We start from the raw sequence: 20,958 nt of genomic DNA, 5'->3' as shown, positions 1-20,958 counted from the left end.
GATGAAAATATCAATCCACTTTTTAAATCAAAAAGGAGGGTATTTCACCAAGGCAGGTATACACCCTGCTCGTTTTTGTGAAAGACAGTTATTTAATCTCTCATTATTAACGTAGGGAGGTGTTTTCATGTTTTTATCTAGACGGCAATTTTTAAAAGTCTCCGCGGGGACCGTGGCGGCGGTGGCGTTAGCGGACAAGGCGTTGGCCTTGACGGCGCTGCAGCCGGTGGTCGAAGTGGGCAACCCCCTGGGCGAGTACCCGGACCGGTCGTGGGAGCGGGTGTATCACGACCAATATCGGTATGACTCCTCGTTTACGTGGTGTTGTTCACCCAACGACACGCATGCGTGCCGGATTCGGGCCTTTGTGCGTAACGGGGTGGTGATGCGGGTGGAGCAGAACTACGACCATCAGACGTACGAAGACTTATACGGCAACCGGGGGACGTTTGCGCACAATCCGCGGATGTGTTTGAAGGGGTACACGATGCATCGGCGGGTGTATGGCCCATATCGGCTGAAGGGGCCGTTGATGCGCCGGGGGTGGAAAGCGTGGATGGATGCCGGGAGTCCGGAATTCACCAATGACGTGATGACGATGTATAAATTCAATGCGCGGTACCTGGATGATATGCTGCGGGTGAGCTGGGATACGGCGTTTACCTACATCGCCAAAGCGATGATCATCATCGCGAAGCGGTACAGTGGGGAAGCCGGGGCGCGCCGGATGCGGGAGCAAGGGTATCCGCCGGAAATGATCGAGATGACGAAGGGCTCGGCGATCCGGTGCTTTAAGTTCCGAGCGGGGATGCCGATCCTGGGCGTGATTGGGAAGATGGGCATTACGCGGATGAACGGGGGTTGTGGGGCGTTGTTGGATACGTGGGTGCGGAAGGTGAAGCCGAACCAGGCGCAAGGGGGCCGGTATTGGTCGAACTACACGTGGCACGGGGACCAAAACCCGGCGCATCCGTTCTGGAACGGCGTGCAGGGCTCCGATGTGGACATGAACGACATGCGGTTCTCGAAGCTCAACACGAGTTGGGGGAAGAACTTCGTGGAGAATAAGATGCCGGAGGCGCACTGGAAGCTCGAGAGCATTGAGCGGGGGGCCCGCGTGGTGGTAATCACGCCGGAGTACAACCCGACGGCGTATCGGGCGGACTACTGGATTCCGGTCCGGCCGGCCACAGACGGGGCGTTGTTCCTGGGGGCCTTAAAGATCATCTTCGATGAGAACATGTACGATTATGACTTCTGTCAGGCCTACACGGACATGCCGTTGTTGGTGCGGACGGATACGCTCCAGTACCTGGACCCGCGGGAAGTGATCAAAGGGTATCAGATGCCGGACTTCTCACAGACGTATTCGGGGAAAGTGCAGACGCTGAGCCCGGCTGAGATCGCGCGGTTAGGCGGGTTCATGGTGTGGGATACGAACAAGAATCAAGCGGTGCCGATTCACCGGGAGTTGGTGGGCTGGCACTATCGCAACAGTGGGATTGAATCGGCCCTGACCGGGACGTACCGGGTGAAGTTGCTGAGCGGGCGGGAAGTGGATGTGATGCCGATCTTCCAGATGTATCAAGCGCATTTACAGGATTATGATCTGGATACGGTGCATCAGATCAATCGGGCGCCGAAGGACCTGATCGTGCGCTGGGCGCGGGATGCTGGGACGGTTAAGCCCCATGCGATCCATAACGGAGAAGGGACGAACCACTACTTCCATCAGACGATTATTGCCCGGGGTGCGGCGATGGTGCTGATCGTGACGGGCAATGTCGGGAAGTTCGGGACGGGCCAACATACCTGGGCCGGCAACTACAAAGCGGGGATCTGGAACTCGACCCCGTGGGGTGGCGGGGGCTTAGGGACCCATACCGGGGAAGACCCGTTTAAGATTACGACGGACCCGAACGTGCATGGCAAAGAGATCCATGTGCGAGGGTACTACTACGGCGAAGAAGTGGGGTATTGGAACCACGGGGATACGGCGTTGATCGTGAACACGCCCAAGTATGGACGACGGGTGTTTACGGGGAAGACGCATATGCCGACGCCGTCGAAGTTCCGGTGGGTGGCCAACGTGAACGTGTTGAACAACGCGAAGCACCACTATGACATGGTGAAGAACGTGGATCCGCACATTGAGACGTTAGTCACGCAGGATGTGGAGATGACCTCGGACGTCAATCATAACGATGTGGCGATGGGGGTGAATACGTGGATGGAGTTTACGTACCCGGAGCATACGGCGACGGTGTCGAATCCGTGGTTCCAAGTGTGGAAGGGGGGCATTCGGCCCTTGTATGACACGCGGAATGACCTGGATACGGTGGCCGGGGTAGCCGCGAAGTTGACGGAGATGACCGGGGATGGGCGGTTCCGGGATTACTTCAAGTTTGTGTACGACAACCGGGTGGATGTGTATCTGCAGCGGTTGTTGGATGCCAGTACGACGGGGTATGGGTACAGTGTGGATACGATGCTCAAGTCGGAGAAGGGGTGGATGGTGATGTGTCGGACGTACCCCCGGCATCCGTTCTGGGAAGAGACCAACGAGTCGAAGCCGCAGTGGACGCGGACGGGGCGGTATGAGAATTACCGCATCGAGCCGGAGTGTATTGAGTATGGGGAGAACTTCATCTCGCACCGGGAAGGGACGGAAGCGACGCCGTACTTGCCGAATGCGATCATGACGACGAACCCGTATGTGCGGCCGGATGACTACGGGATCCCGATCACGGCGCAGCACCATGATGATAAGACGGTGCGGAACATTGCGCTGCCGTGGCAGGAGATCAAGCGGTACTCGAATCCGTTGTGGGAGAAAGGGTATCAGTTCTATTGTGTGACGCCGAAGACGCGGCATCGGGTGCACAGTCAGTGGTCGGTCAACGACTGGGTGCAGATGTATGAGTCGAACTTCGGGGACCCCTACCGGATGGATAAACGGACGCCGGGCGTCGGGGAGCATCAGTTGCACATGAACCCGCAGGCGGCGAAAGATCGGGGGATCAATGACGGGGACTATGTCTACGTCGATGGGAACCCGGTGGATCGGCCGTACCGGGGCTGGAAGCCCAGTGACCCGTACTACAAGGTGGCGCGGTTGATGATTCGGGCGAAGTATAACCCGGCGTATCCGTACCATGTGACGATGGCGAAGCATGCGCCCTATGTGTCGACGGCGAAGTCGGTGAAGGGGCATGAGACGCGGCCGGATGGGCGGGCGATTGCGATGGATACGGGGTATCAGTCGAACTTCCGGTATGGGGCGCAACAGTCCTTTACACGGGATTGGTTGATGCCAATACATCAGTTGGACTCGCTGCCGGGCAAACATGCGGTGGCGTGGAAGTTTAAATTCGGGTATCAAGTGGATAACCATGCGATCAATACGGTCCCGAAAGAATGTCTGATGCGGATCACGAAGGCGGAAGACGGCGGGATCGGGGGGCGGGGCCCCTGGGAGCCGGTTCGGACCGGGTTTACGCCGGGTCAGGAAAATGAGTTCATGATCAAATGGCTCAAAGGCGACCATATTAAGATTAAGGTGTAAGTGGCTTTGCGGGAAGTCGGGGCTCTTTTCAAACTTGCCGTCTGAAAAGAAGCACTGCATGCACCTCCCCGGCTTCCCCATGGCGCGAATGGTTATTAAATTAACGAAGTGACCGAATTTAAATTTTAGTCATTAATCAAAGAGAACGGAGGGAACTATGCCAGAGGTTTATAATTGGCACCTAGGACGGAAGATGCTGTATCCGTATGAGGAGCGGCATCCGAAATGGCAATTTGCCTTTGTGTTTAATATTAATCGGTGTTTAGCCTGTCAAACGTGTTCGATGGCGGATAAGTCGACATGGTTGTTCTCGAAGGGGCAGGAGTACATGTGGTGGAACAACGTGGAGACGAAGCCGTATGGGGGGTATCCGCAGTTCTACGACGTGAAGATCACGCAGTTGATCGAGCAGGTGAACCCCGGGGGGCAGGTGTGGAACGTGCGGGTGGGGCGGAAGCACCATGCGCCGTACGGGGTGTTCGAAGGGATGACGATCTTTGACGCGGGCGCCAAGATTGGGCAAGCGGCGATCGGGTATATTCCGACGGACCAGGAATGGCGGTTTGTGAACATCTATGAAGACACGGCGACGTCGATGCGAGCGATCGTGGAAGGCGTGGATAAGACGGGGTTTACGAAGGAAGAGCCGTGGAAGATGACGGGAAGCAGTTTGCCGGAGCATGAGACGTACTTCTTCTACCTGCAACGGATCTGTAACCACTGTACGTACCCGGGGTGTTTGGCGGCGTGTCCGCGCAAGGCGATCTACAAGCGGCCGGAAGACGGGATCGTGTTGATCGACCAGAACCGGTGCCGGGGGTATAAGAAGTGTGTGGAGCAGTGCCCGTTTAAGAAGCCGATGTACCGGGGGACGACGCGGGTGACGGAGAAGTGTATTGCGTGTTATCCGCGGGTGGAGGGCAAAGACCCGTTGACCGGTGGCGAGCCGATGGAGACGCGGTGTATGGCGGCCTGTGTGGGGAAGATCCGGTTACAGAGCCTGGTGAAAGTAGGGGAAGATGGGCTGTGGGCGGAAGACCGGTGGAATCCGTTGTACTATGCCATTCGGGTGGAACAGGTGGCGTTGCCGCTGTACCCGCAATGGGGGACGGAGCCGAACGGGTACTATATCCCGCCCCGACAGGCGCCGCGAGGGTATACGCGGCAGATGTTTGGGCCAGGGGTGGATAATGCGATCGAGAAGTACCTGGTGCCGAGTCGGGAGTTGTTGGCGGTGCTGCAGTTGTGGCGGGCGAGCCAGCAGATCCTGTTCCGCTATGATGTGATTCCGGGTCCGAAAGTGTTTGAAACCATGATTCACGGGAAGAAGTTTGAGATGTACAATGACACCGTGTTGGGGTTCAACAAGTCGGGCAAGGAAGCGGTGCGGCAGCAGGTGGAGGAGCCGATCTACATCCGGCCGGCCGAACGGGTCAACTGGTTGTAGGAGCGCAGTCTGGGCCACGAGGGGCCAGAGCGGTAGCGACACGGCCGAGGGGGGCAACCCTCTCGGCCGTGCATCGTTTTAGGCTTACTTTTTTTTGCTTTCTCATCCCTTCTTCATGTGTCATAGATCAGACCTTTGAAGAATCTGGAAAATGAGGTGCTGACACAGCTGAAGAAAGAGGGGGGCCTTACGAAACCGATTTAATGCGGTGTTTGTGTATGACCAATAGTGAACAGGCCGTTGAGAAGACAGACCTGCGAGAGTTTTGGCCTTCTACGAATCGTGGGACTTTTTCAGGCGGCGGTCAAGGGCAAATCGAGTAATGCCGAGGTGTTTGGCGGCGAGGCTTTTATTGTCATCAGCCAATCGCATGACCTCATCGATGATCGCGGTTTCGACATCCACCAGGCCATGTGTTCCTATTTCCATTTCAATCTTTACCACTTGTTTGTCATTGGTCGTGTGAGCGGTAGCCACTCTTTCTGCCGTTTGGTGGAGTTCCTTGGGTAGATCAGCACCCATGATTGATTTTTCTTTACAAAAGATCACCGCTCGTTCAATGATATTTTCTAATTCTCGAATGTTTCCTGGATATGGATAATTCTCCAATAGCGTCCTGGCATCGGGTGAAAAATCTTGAATATCTTTTCCGATATCTTTGGCATAACGCCCGAGCGCGCGAAAACTCAAGGGTATAATGTCTTCTATACGTTGACGAAGTGGTGGCAATTCTAGGGAGACCACATTGAGACGAAAAAACAGGTCTTCACGGAAATGCCCATCGCTGACTTGTTTGCGAAGATCATGGTTGGTAGCCGCGATGAGACGAAAATCTACCGCGATTTCATCACGACCTCCCAGTCGTTTAATGGAACGTTCTTGCAAGACGCGAAGGAGCTTGGCTTGCATGGAAATATTCATATCTCCGATTTCATCGAGGAATAAGGTTCCCCCTTCAGCTTGTTCACAGAGCCCTGGCTTTCGTTGATTCGCTCCCGTAAAGGCCCCGCGTTCATAGCCGAATAGCTCACTTTCAAATAGCTCTTCCGGAATGGCTGTGCAGTTGACTCCCACAAATGTTCCGTTTCGACGAGGCCCATTGTGATGGAGAACGCGAGCGATAAATTCCTTTCCGGTCCCAGTTTCTCCTTGCAGTAAGACCGTCGTCTTATGATTTTGCGTCATGTCTTGGATCTGAGAAACTAACCCCTGCATGCTTGGGCTCTCTGCGATCAAATTGTTGAGCGCATACCGATCGGCCACGTCTTTGACTTCAAAATGCATTCTCCTTAAGAGTTCCAGGTATTCTAATGCCCGGTTGATCACTGGATCGATGCTGCCCAGATCGACGCTTTTGATTAAAAAATCATAGGCTCCCAATTTCATGGCTTCTACGGCATCCTCGATCGTTCCATAGGCCGTCAAAAGGATGAATAAGGCATGCGGGGCTTTGGGCTTGGCTTTTTGGAGAGTTTCCAGTCCCGTCATGCCGGACATTTTCAGGTCCAGGAGGATGATATCCGGCACATCATGATCCAGAGCATCCAATAAGGCCTCACCGGATTCGAAACTACGGATTTGATGCTGTCGTCGAGCGAGTCGTCGAGTAATCGAAGACCGAACCACTTCATCATCATCAGTCACGAAAATTGTGGCACGCATATTTATGTCACCATGGAAAATTGAGGTTGATGAACGACGGGCAACCAAACCGACATGATGGTTCCAGAATGGAGTTGACTCTCTGCTTTGATTTCTCCCCCATGGGCTTCCAGAATATTCTTGCAGATCGCAAGGCCGAGGCCGGTTCCACGATATTTCCCTGATGTGAAGAAGGGGTCGAAGATTCGGGCTAAATCAGCCGCCGCGATGCCCTTCCCGGTATCGGTAATCGTTAATAACACGCCCAGCTCACCGCCTCGCCTGTCTTGTGTTCCTTGTATGGTCAGCGTGCCTTTTTCAGGCATGGCCTCGATCGCATTCTGAAAAATATTCAGCAAGACCTGTTTAATTTGGTCGCGATCGGCCCACAGGGCTTTATCGAGGTTTCGAACTTCGTTATCCACTTGAATCTGCTTCAATCTGATGGGGTCCCTGAGCAAGTCGAGACTTTCTTCTATCAATTCTTTAATGGAAAAGGAGGCCCAGACCAGATCACGAGGCCTGGCATATTCGACGATTTGATTCACGATCCGATCCAGGCGACGTGTTTCGTTCAGGATGGTTTTGAGGTCGGCAATCTTCGAGTCATCTTGCTCGAAGTCTTCCATGAGCAATGTGGTAGTCGAGCCGATGCCGACCAGAGGATTTCTGATTTCATGCGCGATACCGGCCGCAACCTGCCCCAATGTCGCCAGCCTTTCGGCCCGACTTAGTTTTTCCCGCATCTGTTCTAACGCGGTGATGTCCACGTTAAATCCTTGATAGAGGACGTCGTCATCATCTTTGTCTTCGATGGGTATGGCGCGGCATAAAATTTTTCGAACCGCGCCGTTTGGGTGAAGAAATCGAAAAACCTGTTCGAATGGCTGATGTTGAGAAGTAGTTTCTTTAAAATGCTGAAGTACGTGATCCCTATCGTCTGGATGGACGGCATCCCACATAGTTTCAGGAGATAACTGTACATCTGGTTCATGTCCAGCGAGGATCCAGTTGTGTCGATTACAAAAAATAATCTGTCCCCCAGAGGCTGTAAAAATTCCGAATGGGGCATGGTCCACGATTCCACGATATTTTGATTCTGATAAGGAGAGATCGATGTTCAGCGAGCGTAGCTCTGCCTCAGAGTTCTTAATACGCTCTACGTAGTCTCGAAGCTGCTGACTCATGTTACTCATCACTCGAGTTAAATTTCCGATCTCATCTTTCCGGTCAAGAGTCATAACTTCTGGGATCGACTCTTCTGATCGACTTTCCACCTCCTTGGCAAGCGTCGAGAGTGGACCCACGATTGATCTCGCCAGGAGTCTGAGTACAAGCACCATGGGAAGTAAGGCGAGTGATCCACCACCGATGATGACACCCAGTAAAAAGGAACGATCCTCCGATGTCCTAGCCAGCGTTTGCTGGAGTTGATTAAATTCCAATCGATCGAAATGGGCAATGTCCTCACGGATGTTGAGCATGAAGGTGCGTCCTCTTCCGGATTCGATATAGGCCACCGCATCATGGGTATTCCCCTGTTTGGCACGTTCAATGAGTTGATCCTTATCACCCATTAATTGTTGGACCAACCCTTGGACATGCTGGATGCGCATGTGCTGGTCTTCACGTTTCTTGACCATTTGTGCGAGAGACTGACCAACTTGGAGGACACGTTTTTTGGCGGAAAGATAAGGTTTTAAAAATTTTGGTTGTTGGGTTAAGACGAAGCCTCGAAAGCCTGTTTCCAGGTCGACGATCAGTCGTAAGTATTCCGCTGCTGTGGTCTGGACGTGATAGATGTGGTTCAGCCGGTCTTCGTCTTCCGCGAATGTCTGAACACGGTGATAGGTGATCACACTGAGAGTGAAAATCGTAATAATCGGAATGATAGAAACAAGGAGGAGCTTCTTTTCGATCGGGATATTGCCAAAGGCCCGTAATATGGGCGCCGTTATTTGCATGTCATACTCTTGAATTCATTGATATGGATTGTCACTGCTTGTCTAGGGGTCTTGTACGAGCAATTAGGGCAGGAGTTTCCGTACCGAAATGAATCCATTGCAGATCCTATGCCTATTTACGAAGTATAAATCTTATATAATTGTTCGCCTTTTTCGTTCTATGAAAATGCTGTTTGACGCGCCATCCCCCATACTAGGCCTTCCTGTACCTCATCCTTTAATTATAAATGATGTGCGAATTTGAACGTCTTCGACTACGCAGTTTCGCTCAATTATGAGGTAAGAATCCCTGGCTAGAACAGTGGACTCTATCAATAAACTTTTATAAGTCAAGTCGTTATACATCTTTCTTGAAAACGACTCCTAAGGAATGCGAATGTGTTCGAAATTGGACCATGAGGAGATTCACTCTCCAACATCAATAGGAGTAGACAGCATGGACCCGATCTACGGTTTAGTCATCATCGGGTTTATCGGTCTTATCGTAGGAACCAGTCTTCACTGCTGTCCGAGCGCCGATAGAAGAAAATGATAGTCGGTCAAAACAACAACAAGATAACAAGTCTGCTGAGCTGTTTGCGGTAGGACCTTTATTTACAAGCGACTCAAGTCATACCTGAAAACTCTCTTGCCTCATTGTTCTGCTCGTGCTTTGAGTTTTTCCTCGTCTTTTCCTTCAGCCGACTCTTCTCAAGAAATTCTACCGTTTATTGAAAGGCTCACAGTTTTTCCTGCTTTACCTGTGATCATTCCCTGAGTGACGTTTTGCAGTCTTTTATCCTAAGAGTGCCATGTTAGTCGAGAGAGAAGTTCTTATTGCTCGTGCGTTGAGCGATAGTGAACAGAGTTGAACGTGTGGATTCGCTCGAATCTGCTGATTTTTTATCTGGAAGTCGAAGGGAAATGTGTGGAAAACGCTGATTAGCATGGGTTTTTTGCCGAAACTTAAACTGGCATCATGATTGCTCTATTTTAACATTGAAAGACGGCTCGATTGTTCTTCATACAGATTGGAGCGATCAACATGGAAAGCTTTGTACTATTAGTGTTAATCAGTTGGGCTGTACTTTCTCGCGTGTAGTTGTTTCCCACTTCCCAAGGGCCAGGTTCACTCTCTTCCACGTGTTTCGTCTCTTCTTTTTTCCGTAGCCTTTCCTTTATATTCCATCTCGGTAGATTTGTTAAGGTCTATTTCGTTTTACGAATTACTGGCGGGAGAATTCCTTGCTTATGATAAAAGGTTGTCATGATGCGGTAAGCGCTCTGTCGTATTCGAGATCTGTATCCAGCATGTTGGGCTGAGGTAGATGGAAGTTAAGAAACCAAAGATGATTGGGGTAAAGTCGTATTTTTCGGAATTCAATATTGGCCCTAATCTTCGCGATCTGAACACCAATATTCAGGGAGATATCCTGGCAGGCATTACGGTCGCTATGGTCGTTTTGCCGATGGCGTTAGCTTTTGGTGTCGCCTCAGGGCTGGGAGCGATATCCGGTCTATGGTCCGCTGTAGCGGCAGGACTCGTCGCCGGACCATTGAGCGGTTCGCCTTGGGCAGTTGGGGGGCCGACTGGGCCCATCACGATTCAAGTTTTAACCATCGCGCAGACCCATCAGACACCGGAAGGGACGCCAGACCTCGCTTTCATCTTTACGACGATCGTGTTGGCAGGCCTTATTCTTATCGTGCTGGGGCTCGGTAAAGTCGGTCAATTTATCCGATTTACCCCGTACTCGGTGATATCCGGGTTTATGACCGGTCTGGGCGTTCTGTATATTCTACTCCAAATTAACCCTTTTCTTGGGCTCGCGGGCGCCTCAAGCATTTCTTCTGCCTTGACCAGTTTACCGGGCGCGCTTGCCCAGATGAGTGTGCCGGCCTTCGGCATTGGGGCCATGACGATTGTCGTCCTCATCGTTTGGCCGCGGATATCACCTGTGATCTGGCTCCCAAGTCCATTAGTGGCGCTGGTGGTGAGTACCGCTGCCGTGTGGCTTCTTGGTCTGGATATTCCGACGATTGGAGAGATACCCACCGGATTGCCTGACCTTCATCTTCCACACATTGATCTCATCCAAGCGGCCTTTGTTCCAGCCGCCGTGCTTGCGGGGTTGTGTGTCTTCGATAGTCTGCTCACGTGTTTGATCGTAGACAACATGACCGGAACACATCACCACAGTGATCAAGAATTGATTGCCCAGGGGTCGGCGAATATCTTTTCAGGACTTTTTGGTGGATTGGGCGGAGCGACCAATACGATGCCTTGTGTGGTGAATATTCAGAGTGGAGCCAAGACTCGTCTGTCTGCTATTACGTCCGGGGTTGTCCTCTTGTCGCTCGTCATGGGGTTAGGTCCACTGGCTTCGCAGATTCCACTATCGGCGTTGGCAGGTATTCTCATGAAGGCGGGGTACGATATCTTGGATATGCGTGTCCTGCCGGTTGTGCGTCGGTTGCCTCGATCAGATTTTGTCGTGTTTGTTCTGGTCGTGGTGATGACGGTCTTCTGGAATTTGCTGGCTGCGATGGCGATGGGCCTTGCGATGGCCTTTTTCCGGTTCGTGAAAGACATGGCGGACCGCTATAAGGCGGACCTTGATCGTCGGGCTGATGACGTGAAGCAGGAAGAAGATGATCTGCTTTTTGCCTTTTCTCGAGACTATAGCCGACAATTCAAAGCGCAGGATACTGTTGACCTGGGGGAGATGAGCGGGAAACTCGAACATCTGATTCAGGACCGTATTCTGATCGTTCGACCACACGGCCCATTGTTTTTTGGCGCGATTGACTGGTTGAATGAGGCCGTTGAGCATCTTGATGGGAAAGATGTGTTGCTGATTCGATGTCAATGGCTGGATGAGCTTGATCTTTCCGGGGCCTACGCGCTGGGAGATCTGATTGAAGCCGCCAATCGTCGATCGGTGGCCGTGTTGGTTGCAGGCCTCTCTGATCGATCCAAGCAAGTCCTGGAAGATTTACACGAGTTAGATCGTCTGCAGCCTCAATATATCTACAATCATTTCCCGGAAGCTCTTCAAGAAGCTGTACTCATTGTCTTCTCCAATGGAATTCCGAATGGCCTGTCGCCCCTGAGTGCGTCTTAACGCATTGAACACGGCGTCACGGTCAACTTCCAAAAACAGTAGGATATTTTTATATGGTGAGTGAGAGCTGATTCCGCTACAATGAACCCGAGCCTGTTGACCATGATGCAAGAGATGTTCGTAGAGAGAGTGGCCAGTGTGATGGGCGGTCGATGAATGGACGAAGCCTCATTATTTCTTTTCTGATCGCCTCGCTGTGCTTTGCAGTGGGTTGGGTGGTGGGTGGGACGATCCCCCCGAGCGATAGCATACCGGCACGAACGGTGGCGAGCTATCTTCAGGCGGTGATCGACGCTGATCGGACCTTCTATACCCAGCATGTCGTCGAGCGAATGGAGGCTATGCTGATTGTGACGTCATCCGAGGAGTGGAGGAAAGAAAAGACCCTGCCCTTGCCTGTGCAATTTCTTCGAGAAGCCTCCAGGAGTCTTCATGTTCGAGGCACACCCTTTCGTTACCGATTGGTGAGCCTTTGGCCCCTGAATCCTCAAAATGCTCCATCTTCTCCAGCTGAACGAACGGTTCTTGAACAGGTCGTGGAATATGGAGAAGTCGTGGAAAAAGAAGTGATGGTTGACGGCAAGCGGTATTTCAAGGCTGTCTATCCTGATCGTGCGGTGAGCCGAGCCTGTGTGTCGTGTCACAATAGTCATCCAGATGGGCCAAAGCGCGACTTTAAACTCAATGATGTGATGGGGGGCCTAGTCATTCAAATTCCGCTCGAGTAAGGAGCGTCATCCCTCATCAGAACATGAACCGCCCCTCGTGGCCCTGAGCCGCTTTTCGTGTCTTTCTTCTTCTTTCAACGATTTCAACTAATGAGTTGTGCGAGTCTGATACCCCATTAAAACGAATGGCGTCATACGATCATGAGAAAAATGGAGATGGTGCGTATAAAGGAGTTACGTCAAGATACCGAGTTTTGGTATATTGGCGAGTCACTTCAAGTCACAATCTTCATGTAGCAAGGACACTTCCTCACTTTCATCCTGGTTATAGCTGTTTTTGAGCCGAACCGTGTGAGTTTACACGTATGTCATCTACCGTAACTCGAACCAAGCAGGGGCCGCTGTCTGAGGCGTTCTCTCATAATTTTCTCGGCCATACGCCAAGCTGGTATAAAATCGTCATTATCGCGTTTTTGCTGGTGAATCCCTTGTTATCCCTGACGATGGGCCCTTTTTTCACCGGCTGGGTTCTAATCGTTGAATTTATCTTTACCCTGGCGATGGCGTTGAAAAGTTATCCGCTTCAACCTGGCGGCTTGTTGGCCATTGAGGCGGTGGCCATCGGGATGGCGAGCCCTGAAACGGTGTATCACGAAGCCTTGAATAATTTCCAAGTCATTCTTCTGCTCATCTTCATGGTGGCCGGCATTTATTTCATGAAGGAACTGTTGCTATTTACGTTCACAAAAATCTTGTTGGGGGTCCGGTCGAAAGCGCTTCTGTCGTTTTTATTCTGCTTTGTCGCGGCGTTCCTTTCGGCCTTTCTCGATGCGTTGACGGTGACGGCTGTGATTATCGCGGTCTCGACGGGCTTTTATAGCATTTATCATAAGGTGGCTTCAGGGAAAACGTATGATGCTGATCATGATCCTACGACTGATGAGGTTGTCTTTGAGGCCAATCGGGAACACCTGGAGCAATTCCGAGGATTTCTTCGAAATCTTCTGATGCACGGAGCTGTCGGGACAGCGCTCGGAGGGGTCTGTACTTTAGTGGGAGAACCTCAGAATCTCTTGATCGGAGATAAGGCGTCCTGGCATTTTGCGGAGTTTTTTGTACGAATGTCGCCGGTGACGATGCCCGTACTCGTGATCGGGCTCGCGACGTCGGTGCTCCTGGAAAAACTTCGCTGGTTTGATTACGGTCATCAACTTCCGGAATCAGTACGCGGAATCCTCTGGAGTTTTGACAATGAACAAACCAAAAATCGAAAAACCATCGAAACGGCACGACTGATTATTCAAGCCATCGCTGGGGGGTGGCTTATCATTGCTCTCGCGTTTCATCTAGCGGAGGTCGGGATTATTGGTCTTTCCGTTATCGTTTTGACGACGGCCTTCAACGGAATAATCGAAGAACACCATCTAGGCGAAGCGTTTCGCGAGGCGTTACCCTTCACCGCCTTGCTTGTCGTCTTTTTTGCGATCGTGGCAGTCATTCAAGAACAAAATTTGTTCGGAGGCATTATTCAGTATGGGTTAAGCCTCGAAGGAGCCCAGCAAATCGGGATGTTCTATATCGCGAATGGCCTGCTTTCGATGATCAGTGATAACGTTTTCGTCGCAACGGTCTATATCAACGAAGTGATGCGGGCCTTGGCCAATGGGGTGATTAGTAGGGATCAATTTGACCTTCTGGCCGTGGCCATTAATACAGGAACGAATATCCCCAGCGTGGCGACGCCCAATGGTCAGGCAGCCTTCCTCTTCTTATTGACCTCAGGGATTGCCCCGTTGGTTCGGTTGTCTTACGGCCGTATGGTGTGGATGGCGTTACCCTACACTATTAGCATGAGTGTCGTGGGTTATATCTGCGTGTATTACGTCCTCGATGCGGCGACCGCCACCTATTATGCCAACGATCTTATCAATCATCACACGTTGAGCGTCTCGAGCCCTGCCGGTCATTGATTGAAAAACCAGAGTGACTGGCACTGTCGTTTGTCGTTCTCTCTCTTTGATGTAAGGCTTTCCGTGCGACTGGTCACCCTTCCTTAATCCCGCCTCGTATCTCGGTGTTTTCAATGGATCATGGTTTTTCTGGAACCTGTGTCCATCCTTTGACCTCGAGACATTGATGAATCCTCCACTCATCAGCGCCTACTGATCGTTGAAGGGCCTGGCATTCAGCCTTGTCCTGTTCTAACGCTGCGCTGTCTGACCCCGCTTTCTGCCAATACACCGTCGTTGGTCCATTCGCACAGGAAGCAAGGAACATGAGCGGAGGGAGCAAGAAAAATCGAATCACGAAGCGGGAAAATTGCACAGTCTTGAAGCCTGAATTTCTTTACCTGGGTTGGCTGGATTTAGTTTTTTGTATCTTACCACTGAGCAAGGAAACCGCAATACGCCAAGGACAAACGATGGGGCGGTCCTGGAGAATGGCTCTTTTTTTCAGGTGGTCCTGTCCATGGAGCAACGCCGGATACGTGTTGTGGCTGAGAAATCTGCCGCAAATCAGTGGTGAATCCGTGAATGATAACACCAATCTCTCGAATCCTGCACGAGATTCAAGGATTGCGCCGCAATACTTGTATTCTTGCCATTTAAGCTCTTTTGCCGAATGACCGATGGAGAGGCCACGGTCAATAATTATGGATGGAGTTTGAAGCACATGATGAACTGTACGAGATGTCAAGGAACGATGGTCATCGATTACTTCCTCGACATGGAAGAAAGTGGTGAAATTTGGATGCCAGGCTGGCGCTGTCTTATGTGTGGAGAGGTGATAGACCCGCTCATCTTGAAGCACCGACAGGCTCAACGAGCTCATGGAGAGCTAGTCGAGGCTATCTCCTCCCCTCCTTCGAATAAAACTCCTTCTCCGGTCGCGGTTTTGAGCCGAAAATAGCTCTGAACCTTTCCCGGCTCTCCTCTCACGTTTTTTGCACATCTTCTTCCCGGTTGCCTGGCGCTTTCCATTTCTTTTTTCACGCCTTTCTTCCGACGGCTGACGATCGAGGGTCGCAGCTTGTCGCTCTTCACAAGGTATGCTAGATTTCGAGGGTTTTCAAGAATTCACCCATTCCTAGATATCGATCACTTTTTGCTCGCATAGCATTCTGGTTAACAGACTACCATTAAGATGCGCGAGAATCCTTGTGCTGTGTCTTCTGTTTGTTAGGATAACACGTCATGTCCATACCCTATGATCCCCACACGATTGAAGCCAAATGGCAACAATATTGGAAGGACCATCAGGTCTTTTCCGCACGATTGGACACTGAAAAGCCAAAATTCTACGTATTGGATATGTTCCCCTACCCATCGGGCGCCGGGCTTCATGTCGGACATCCCAAAGGCTATATCGCAACCGATGTGATCTCCCGCTACAAACGCATGTGTGGGTTTAACGTGCTTCATCCGATGGGATGGGACGCGTTTGGACTTCCCGCAGAACAGTATGCGATCGAGACCGGGACGCATCCCCGTGAGACCACGCAAAAGAACATTCAGAATTTCAAACGGCAATTTCAATCGCTTGGAATGGATTACGATTGGTCGCGGGAAATTGATACGACCGACCCCGGGTACGTACGTTGGACGCAATGGATTTTCCGAAAACTCTACGAGAATGGGTTGGCGTATTTAGCGGAGGTGCCCGTGAATTGGTGTCCCGCGTTAGGCACGGTGCTCGCGAATGAAGAAGTCCAGGACGGAAAAAGCGAGCGGGGGGGGCACCCCGTGATTCGGGTGCCATTACGTCAATGGATGTTGCGAATCACGGCTTATGCCGACCGATTGATCGAGGATCTTGAGGGACTTGACTGGCCGGAGCCCATTAAGAAAATGCAGCGGGAGTGGGTCGGTCGCTCGGAGGGAGCCCAAATCTTCTTTGACGTCTGTGATCTGGCAGGTGAACGAATTGAAGTGTTTACGACGCGACCGGATACGCTCTTCGGCTCGACTTACATGGTGTTGGCGCCGGAGCATCCTCTCGTCCCAAAAATCACGACCCCTGAACATCGGGCCGCCGTCGAATCCTACATCGAAGAAGTCTCCCGGCGCAGTGACCGTTCTCGAATGTCCGATCTCGGGAAGAAGACAGGAGTATTTACGGGAGGGTACGTGACGCATCCCGTCTTGGGCACGAAGCTACCCATCTGGATCGCAGATTATGTGCTGGCCACGTATGGAACGGGTGCGATCATGGCCGTGCCGGCGCACGATACGAGAGACTATGAATTTGCCAAGACCTTCTCGTTACCGATACTTGAAGTCGTCTCAGGGGGAAAGACCGGGACGGAAGCGTTTACGGGAGAAGGCGTCAATGTCAATTCTGACTTCCTGGATGAGCTGAAAACCCCTCAGGCGAAGACCAAGATGATTGAATGGCTGGAATCCAATGCCAAGGGAGCGAAAACGGTCAATTACAAACTTCGTGATTGGCTGTTTAGCCGTCAACGGTACTGGGGGGAACCGTTTCCAGTCATTCATCTCGAAGATGGAACGACTACATTGGTCCCCGAATCTGACCTGCCGGTTCTCCTTCCCGAACTGGATGATTTTCGGCCGAGCGGAGAATTCGAGCCTCCGTTGGCCCGTGCGCACGAATGGAAGGAAGTCACCGATCCGGACACCAAGCAACGGGCGGTACGTGACACGAACACCATGCCGCAATGGGCCGGGAGCTGCTGGTATTATTTGCGATTTTGCGATCCCCGGAATCAGCGCGAACCCATCTCGCGCGAAGCGGAACGATATTGGATGCCCGTTGATTTATATGTAGGCGGCGCCGAGCATGCGGTGCTGCATCTTCTCTATTCCCGTTTCTGGCATAAGGTGTTGTTTGATCTTGGTCTCGTGCATACGAAAGAACCGTTTCAGAAGTTGCTTAATCCTGGCATGATCCTGGGGTATAGCTATCGGTACTATGACAGTAATCTAGCGGATGATCCATCCGTCACTCCCAGGGTGTGCGCCTCGTCAGAAGTAAGGATTGACGGGGAAACGGCGATTCATAAAGAAAGCGGGGACGAAATGAAAGCCCGATGGGTGACCGCCAACGCTGTCCGGCGGAATGAGCAGAATCAACCGATTCATCCCACGATCGATGGGCTGCTTCTAGAGGAAGTGACGGAAAAGATGTCCAAGAGTCGAGGCAATGTCGTGAACCCTGATGATGTGATTCAGGAATACGGAACCGATTCCATGCGCCTCTATGAGATGTTCATGGGGCCTTTGGATAAAGGGGCTCCGTGGTCATCCGAGTCGATCCCGGGGATGTACCGATTTTTGCAGCGCGCCTACCGGCTGGTCAAAGGCGATGGCAATGAGCCTGGTTCGTTGGCGCCGATTGTCGATGGAACTGGAACCGAAGAGCAGGCGCGGTTGACCGCCAGGACGATCCAGGGCGTCACGCAGGACATTGAAGTTATGGGCTTGAATACGGCGATCTCGAAACTCATGGTCTTTGTTCGAGATATTTCAAAAGATGCCCCGTTACCGCGAGTCTCGGCAGAAGCGTTCGTCCGGCTCCTGGCTCCCTTCGCGCCGCACATGGCCGAAGAACTCTGGGAAATGTTGGGACAACGACCGAGTGTGGCGTTACAGCCGTGGCCCCACTATGACCCGACGCTCATTCAAGCGACAGAGATGACGATTCCCCTTCAAATCAACGGGAAGTTGAGGAGTAAAATCCAGGTCCCCGCTGATTGGAGCAAAGATCAAATCCTCAAGCAAGCCGAAGCCGATCAAAAAATCCATGACGTTCTTCAAGGTAAAGCCCCGAGAAAAGTCATTTATGTCGAGAAAAAATTAGTGAACTTCGTTGTCTAGCGAGAAAATCCATCTAAGCATTCATGATGGCCGAAAGTAATTAGAGCTAAAGAGAGACCTCCATAAGCAAAGTGTGACAGAACTACCATTTTCTAGCCGACTGTTTCAGCCAATGAACACTCATTTTTATCGTGCAGTCCTCATCCTCCTTGCAATCACTCTTACGATGGCAGGTTGCGGGTATCGGTTTAATGTCGAAGGGAGCGGACCCATGCTAGGAACAGCGACGGTCCCTGAATTCGAAGGCCCTCCGATGAGAATGGTGTTGCAACCGCTGGAGAACCGAACATTCGAAGCCAATCTGGAGTACAAGTACACGGAATACATCAAAGACGAATTTACGGTGACCGGTGGCGCGGAAATAGTTCAGGATGCTCAAGATGCCGACTATATTTTAAAGGGGGCGATTGAGTCGGTGACTCTTCCCACCCTGACATTTACCGAGAATCAAACCCAGGAAAGCCGGGTGACGGTGAATGTCAAAGTACAAGTCAACGACCGGAAGACCGGAAAGCTTCTCTGGCAGAAGGCGGGGACGAGCTCTGCGGAATTTTTTGTCGGGAGTTCACCAAATACCGGAGACGGCACGGCAGGTATCCAGTTTAACCGGGTGCTACAAGACCGGGCATTGGAGCAGGCCGGGCAGTTCGTCGCCGAAACCCTGGCCGATCAATTTTCGTTCGCTCGTGAACAAGGTGTGTTTACGCCAAAACCTGCTGAACCGAAGCCGGGAGTGCTTGACGTGCCTCGTTCCCCAGGTGAGCGCTCGTCTTCTCCGGTGCCTCCGGCAGTATTGACGCCTGAAAGATAATGATAGGTTTTTGTTGAATTTCTTCATGAAGGCGAGTCAATGTCGGTGAAGCCACATGAATTACCCGCCACACTCCAGCGAGATGGATTAGCGCCCCTCTATGTCGTGGCGGGGGAAGAGGCTTATCTACGGGATCGCGCCGTTCAGACCATTCGCTCCGCCGCCAAACAATCCTCTGAAGTTTCTGACGGGTCGGCTGCCCAGGACGAACAGTTTTTTAACTATGATGTTTTGTATGGGGATGAAACTGACGCCCTTGAAGTGCTCACGATCGCGCGGGAGATGTCATTCTTTGCGGCACGGCGTCTGGTGATCGTGACCTGGGCTGAAAAGCTGCCGGCCAAGGAAGGCGAAGCGTTAATCCCGTACTTTCAACATCCGGCGGAGACCACCACGCTGGTTGTCGTCGCGGCGAAGCTCGACGGACGGCTGAAATGGGTTCAGCAAATCAAGAAGCATGCGATATTCATCGACTGTGCCCCTCTGTATGACAATCAGCGTATGGGATGGATCACAAAACAGGCCGCCCAGTCCGGTGTCAAATTGGAAGAGAATGCCGCGCACATGCTGAAAGAATTGTCGGCGGATGGGTTGTATGTCACGCATAGCGAGATTCAAAAGCTCTCCGCGTACCTTTCTTCCGGCGCATGCGCCACGGCGCGGGATGTTGAAGCGATTCGGGGAATGGAGCCCGGGGCATCTGTCTTTGACCTGTCGGAGGCGATCGGGACGGGCGCGAGCGGCAAGGCGTTGCACATCATCGCCAAGAATCTTGAGACGGGAGAAGCGCCGTTACGGATCTTGGGGGCTTTGATCTGGCAGGTTCGTCGAGTATGGAAGGCGAAGAGCTTGTTACAGCAGGGCCTGGCTCAGCCCAAAATCGCGCGGGAGGTGGGGATTCCGCCATTTCGGGCAGCGGAGTTTTTTCGACAGATCCAACACTGGTCTGACCCGCAACTGCGGCTTGCCTGGGATGAATTTTGTCAAGCCGACGCCGCCTTGAAGGGGAGCGCCTCTGCCTCGCCAAAGCGGGTGCTCGATGCCTTGGTCATCTCGCTATGCGGCGGATCAAAAAACAACCGCCTTGAAAAGAGAGCCTTCGCGCCGAAGCGCGAAAGCACACGGTCGTATGCGCGAAACAGGTAGAGGTGTCGTGAGAGAAGGCCTACAGGCTGTTGACCCGAGTGGTGAGCCGTGAAACAAGACGGGAAGCGGTATTGCGATGAAGCACTCCCTTGGTGACGGCTTTGTGAAGTTGGGACGTGGCTTCTCGGAGCGTTGATTGGCTGAGGGCCGCATCTTGCTGGTCCACCGCCGATCTGACTTTTTTGACCGCAGTTTTCATACTGCTGATGATTGAACGGTTACGCTGACTGCGCTTGATGGATTGTCGAGCACGCTTGATTGCAGATTGATGTCTCAGAGCCATTATGTCCCCCAAAGTGACGATAAACAATGAATCACTCTTACCATACGCATTGAATTTTGGTCAACTAAGCCATCCCGTCTTGCGAGCTTCCTGCCCTTTTGATAAAATACAGCCCTCTCCAAGATATCGATTACTACAACAATGTGTGGTGGGTGTAGCTCAAGGGTAGAGCGCTGGATTGTGGTTCCGGAGGCTGCGGGTTCGAAGCCCGTCACTCACCCCAACCCTTCTTTCTCAGAATCCACTTCGAAACAACGTTTTACGCAGCACTTGCTTGATTGGTAGATGTCTGCGCTTGCGGGTGACCTTCCCCTACTATTTCGGACGCCGAGTTAGGGATAATATAATGGATCAAAACGAGGTGTGCCATAAAACGAACGCACAAGCATCACAGTCCAGAATTTAAGCGCGAAGCCGTGGCTTTAGTGGTAGAACATGGGTACAGTTGTGCCGCTCCTGGCCAAAGTTTAGGCGTAAGTGGGGGCATGATCG

13 protein-coding genes and 1 tRNA gene are annotated in these 20,958 nt (G+C 52.0%); 10 read left to right on the top strand and 4 right to left on the bottom strand.

Annotated features, from left to right (window positions below):
- Positions 1–127: 127 nt before the first annotated feature.
- Both MRJ96_03565 and MRJ96_03560 read left to right on the top strand, forming a co-directional pair.
- On the top strand, positions 128–3,565 hold the full coding sequence (locus MRJ96_03565; GenBank protein ID MDR4500516.1) for a molybdopterin-dependent oxidoreductase: 3,438 nt from the start codon (positions 128–130) through the stop codon (positions 3,563–3,565).
- 157 nt (positions 3,566–3,722) lie between these two features.
- The gene (locus tag MRJ96_03560; protein MDR4500515.1) at positions 3,723–5,012 is read left to right on the top strand and encodes a nitrate oxidoreductase subunit beta; all 1,290 of its coding nucleotides are present in this window, start codon (positions 3,723–3,725) and stop codon (positions 5,010–5,012) included.
- Positions 5,013–5,285: 273 nt separating this feature from the next.
- On the opposite strand, the gene MRJ96_03555 is transcribed toward MRJ96_03560, so the two are convergent.
- Together MRJ96_03555 and MRJ96_03550 are read right to left on the bottom strand one after the other, a co-directional pair.
- Positions 5,286–6,674, bottom strand: a complete 1,389-nt coding sequence (locus tag MRJ96_03555) for a sigma-54 dependent transcriptional regulator (protein MDR4500514.1) — start codon at positions 6,672–6,674, stop codon at positions 5,286–5,288.
- Between the two features lie 2 nt (positions 6,675–6,676).
- On the bottom strand, positions 6,677–8,617 hold the full coding sequence (locus MRJ96_03550) for a CHASE3 domain-containing protein (protein MDR4500513.1): 1,941 nt from the start codon (positions 8,615–8,617) through the stop codon (positions 6,677–6,679).
- Positions 8,618–9,945: 1,328 nt separating this feature from the next.
- Between MRJ96_03550 and MRJ96_03545 the strand changes: the two genes are divergently transcribed.
- The 3 genes from MRJ96_03545 (at position 9,946) to nhaB (ending at position 14,359) form a co-directional block, all read left to right on the top strand.
- The gene (locus MRJ96_03545) at positions 9,946–11,721 is read left to right on the top strand and encodes a SulP family inorganic anion transporter (GenBank protein MDR4500512.1); all 1,776 of its coding nucleotides are present in this window, start codon (positions 9,946–9,948) and stop codon (positions 11,719–11,721) included.
- Positions 11,722–11,873: 152 nt separating this feature from the next.
- Positions 11,874–12,449, top strand: a complete 576-nt coding sequence (locus MRJ96_03540; protein MDR4500511.1) for a DUF3365 domain-containing protein — start codon at positions 11,874–11,876, stop codon at positions 12,447–12,449.
- Positions 12,450–12,754: 305 nt separating this feature from the next.
- Entirely contained in the window at positions 12,755–14,359 is a 1,605-nt protein-coding gene (nhaB, locus tag MRJ96_03535; protein MDR4500510.1) for a sodium/proton antiporter NhaB, read from the top strand.
- 118 nt (positions 14,360–14,477) lie between these two features.
- Here nhaB and MRJ96_03530 read toward each other — a convergent pair whose 3' ends face one another.
- The gene (locus MRJ96_03530) at positions 14,478–14,714 is read right to left on the bottom strand and encodes a hypothetical protein (GenBank protein ID MDR4500509.1); all 237 of its coding nucleotides are present in this window, start codon (positions 14,712–14,714) and stop codon (positions 14,478–14,480) included.
- A 348-nt stretch (positions 14,715–15,062) separates the two neighbouring features.
- Here MRJ96_03530 and MRJ96_03525 point away from each other — a divergent pair, with 348 nt between their 5' ends.
- From MRJ96_03525 to holA, 4 genes are all read left to right on the top strand, one after another.
- Entirely contained in the window at positions 15,063–15,299 is a 237-nt protein-coding gene (locus MRJ96_03525; protein ID MDR4500508.1) for a hypothetical protein, read from the top strand.
- A 284-nt stretch (positions 15,300–15,583) separates the two neighbouring features.
- Positions 15,584–18,226 (top strand): leucine--tRNA ligase, encoded by a 2,643-nt coding sequence (leuS, locus tag MRJ96_03520; protein MDR4500507.1) that lies wholly within the window; start codon positions 15,584–15,586, stop codon positions 18,224–18,226.
- Between the two features lie 211 nt (positions 18,227–18,437).
- On the top strand, positions 18,438–19,037 hold the full coding sequence (gene lptE, locus MRJ96_03515) for an LPS assembly lipoprotein LptE (GenBank protein MDR4500506.1): 600 nt from the start codon (positions 18,438–18,440) through the stop codon (positions 19,035–19,037).
- Positions 19,038–19,076: 39 nt separating this feature from the next.
- Positions 19,077–20,183 carry a DNA polymerase III subunit delta gene (gene holA / locus MRJ96_03510; protein MDR4500505.1) on the top strand — a complete coding sequence of 369 codons (1,107 nt, stop codon included), beginning with the start codon at positions 19,077–19,079 and terminating at the stop codon, positions 20,181–20,183.
- A 19-nt stretch (positions 20,184–20,202) separates the two neighbouring features.
- On the opposite strand, the gene rpsT is transcribed toward holA, so the two are convergent.
- Positions 20,203–20,466 (bottom strand): 30S ribosomal protein S20, encoded by a 264-nt coding sequence (gene rpsT / locus MRJ96_03505; protein MDR4500504.1) that lies wholly within the window; start codon positions 20,464–20,466, stop codon positions 20,203–20,205.
- Between the two features lie 148 nt (positions 20,467–20,614).
- Between rpsT and MRJ96_03500 the strand changes: the two genes are divergently transcribed.
- Positions 20,615–20,689, top strand: a tRNA-His gene (locus MRJ96_03500).
- The last annotated feature ends 269 nt before the right edge of the window (positions 20,690–20,958 follow it).

The sequence above is a fragment of the Nitrospirales bacterium genome, from assembly GCA_031315865.1.
Classification (GTDB): domain Bacteria; phylum Nitrospirota; class Nitrospiria; order Nitrospirales; family UBA8639; genus JAGQKC01.
This window is presented reverse-complemented; position numbering and strand designations above follow the sequence as displayed.

Coding starts and splice junctions, on each gene's coding strand:
- MRJ96_03565 (MDR4500516.1), top strand. CDS start 128: ATGTTTTTATCTAGACGGCAATTTTTAAAAGTCTCCGCGGGGACCGTG.
- MRJ96_03560 (MDR4500515.1), top strand. CDS start 3,723: ATGCCAGAGGTTTATAATTGGCACCTAGGACGGAAGATGCTGTATCCG.
- MRJ96_03555 (MDR4500514.1), bottom strand. CDS start 6,674: ATGCGTGCCACAATTTTCGTGACTGATGATGATGAAGTGGTTCGGTCT.
- MRJ96_03550 (MDR4500513.1), bottom strand. CDS start 8,617: ATGCAAATAACGGCGCCCATATTACGGGCCTTTGGCAATATCCCGATC.
- MRJ96_03545 (MDR4500512.1), top strand. CDS start 9,946: ATGATTGGGGTAAAGTCGTATTTTTCGGAATTCAATATTGGCCCTAAT.
- MRJ96_03540 (MDR4500511.1), top strand. CDS start 11,874: ATGAATGGACGAAGCCTCATTATTTCTTTTCTGATCGCCTCGCTGTGC.
- nhaB (MDR4500510.1), top strand. CDS start 12,755: ATGTCATCTACCGTAACTCGAACCAAGCAGGGGCCGCTGTCTGAGGCG.
- MRJ96_03525 (MDR4500508.1), top strand. CDS start 15,063: ATGATGAACTGTACGAGATGTCAAGGAACGATGGTCATCGATTACTTC.
- leuS (MDR4500507.1), top strand. CDS start 15,584: ATGTCCATACCCTATGATCCCCACACGATTGAAGCCAAATGGCAACAA.
- lptE (MDR4500506.1), top strand. CDS start 18,438: ATGCTAGGAACAGCGACGGTCCCTGAATTCGAAGGCCCTCCGATGAGA.
- holA (MDR4500505.1), top strand. CDS start 19,077: ATGTCGGTGAAGCCACATGAATTACCCGCCACACTCCAGCGAGATGGA.
- rpsT (MDR4500504.1), bottom strand. CDS start 20,466: ATGGCTCTGAGACATCAATCTGCAATCAAGCGTGCTCGACAATCCATC.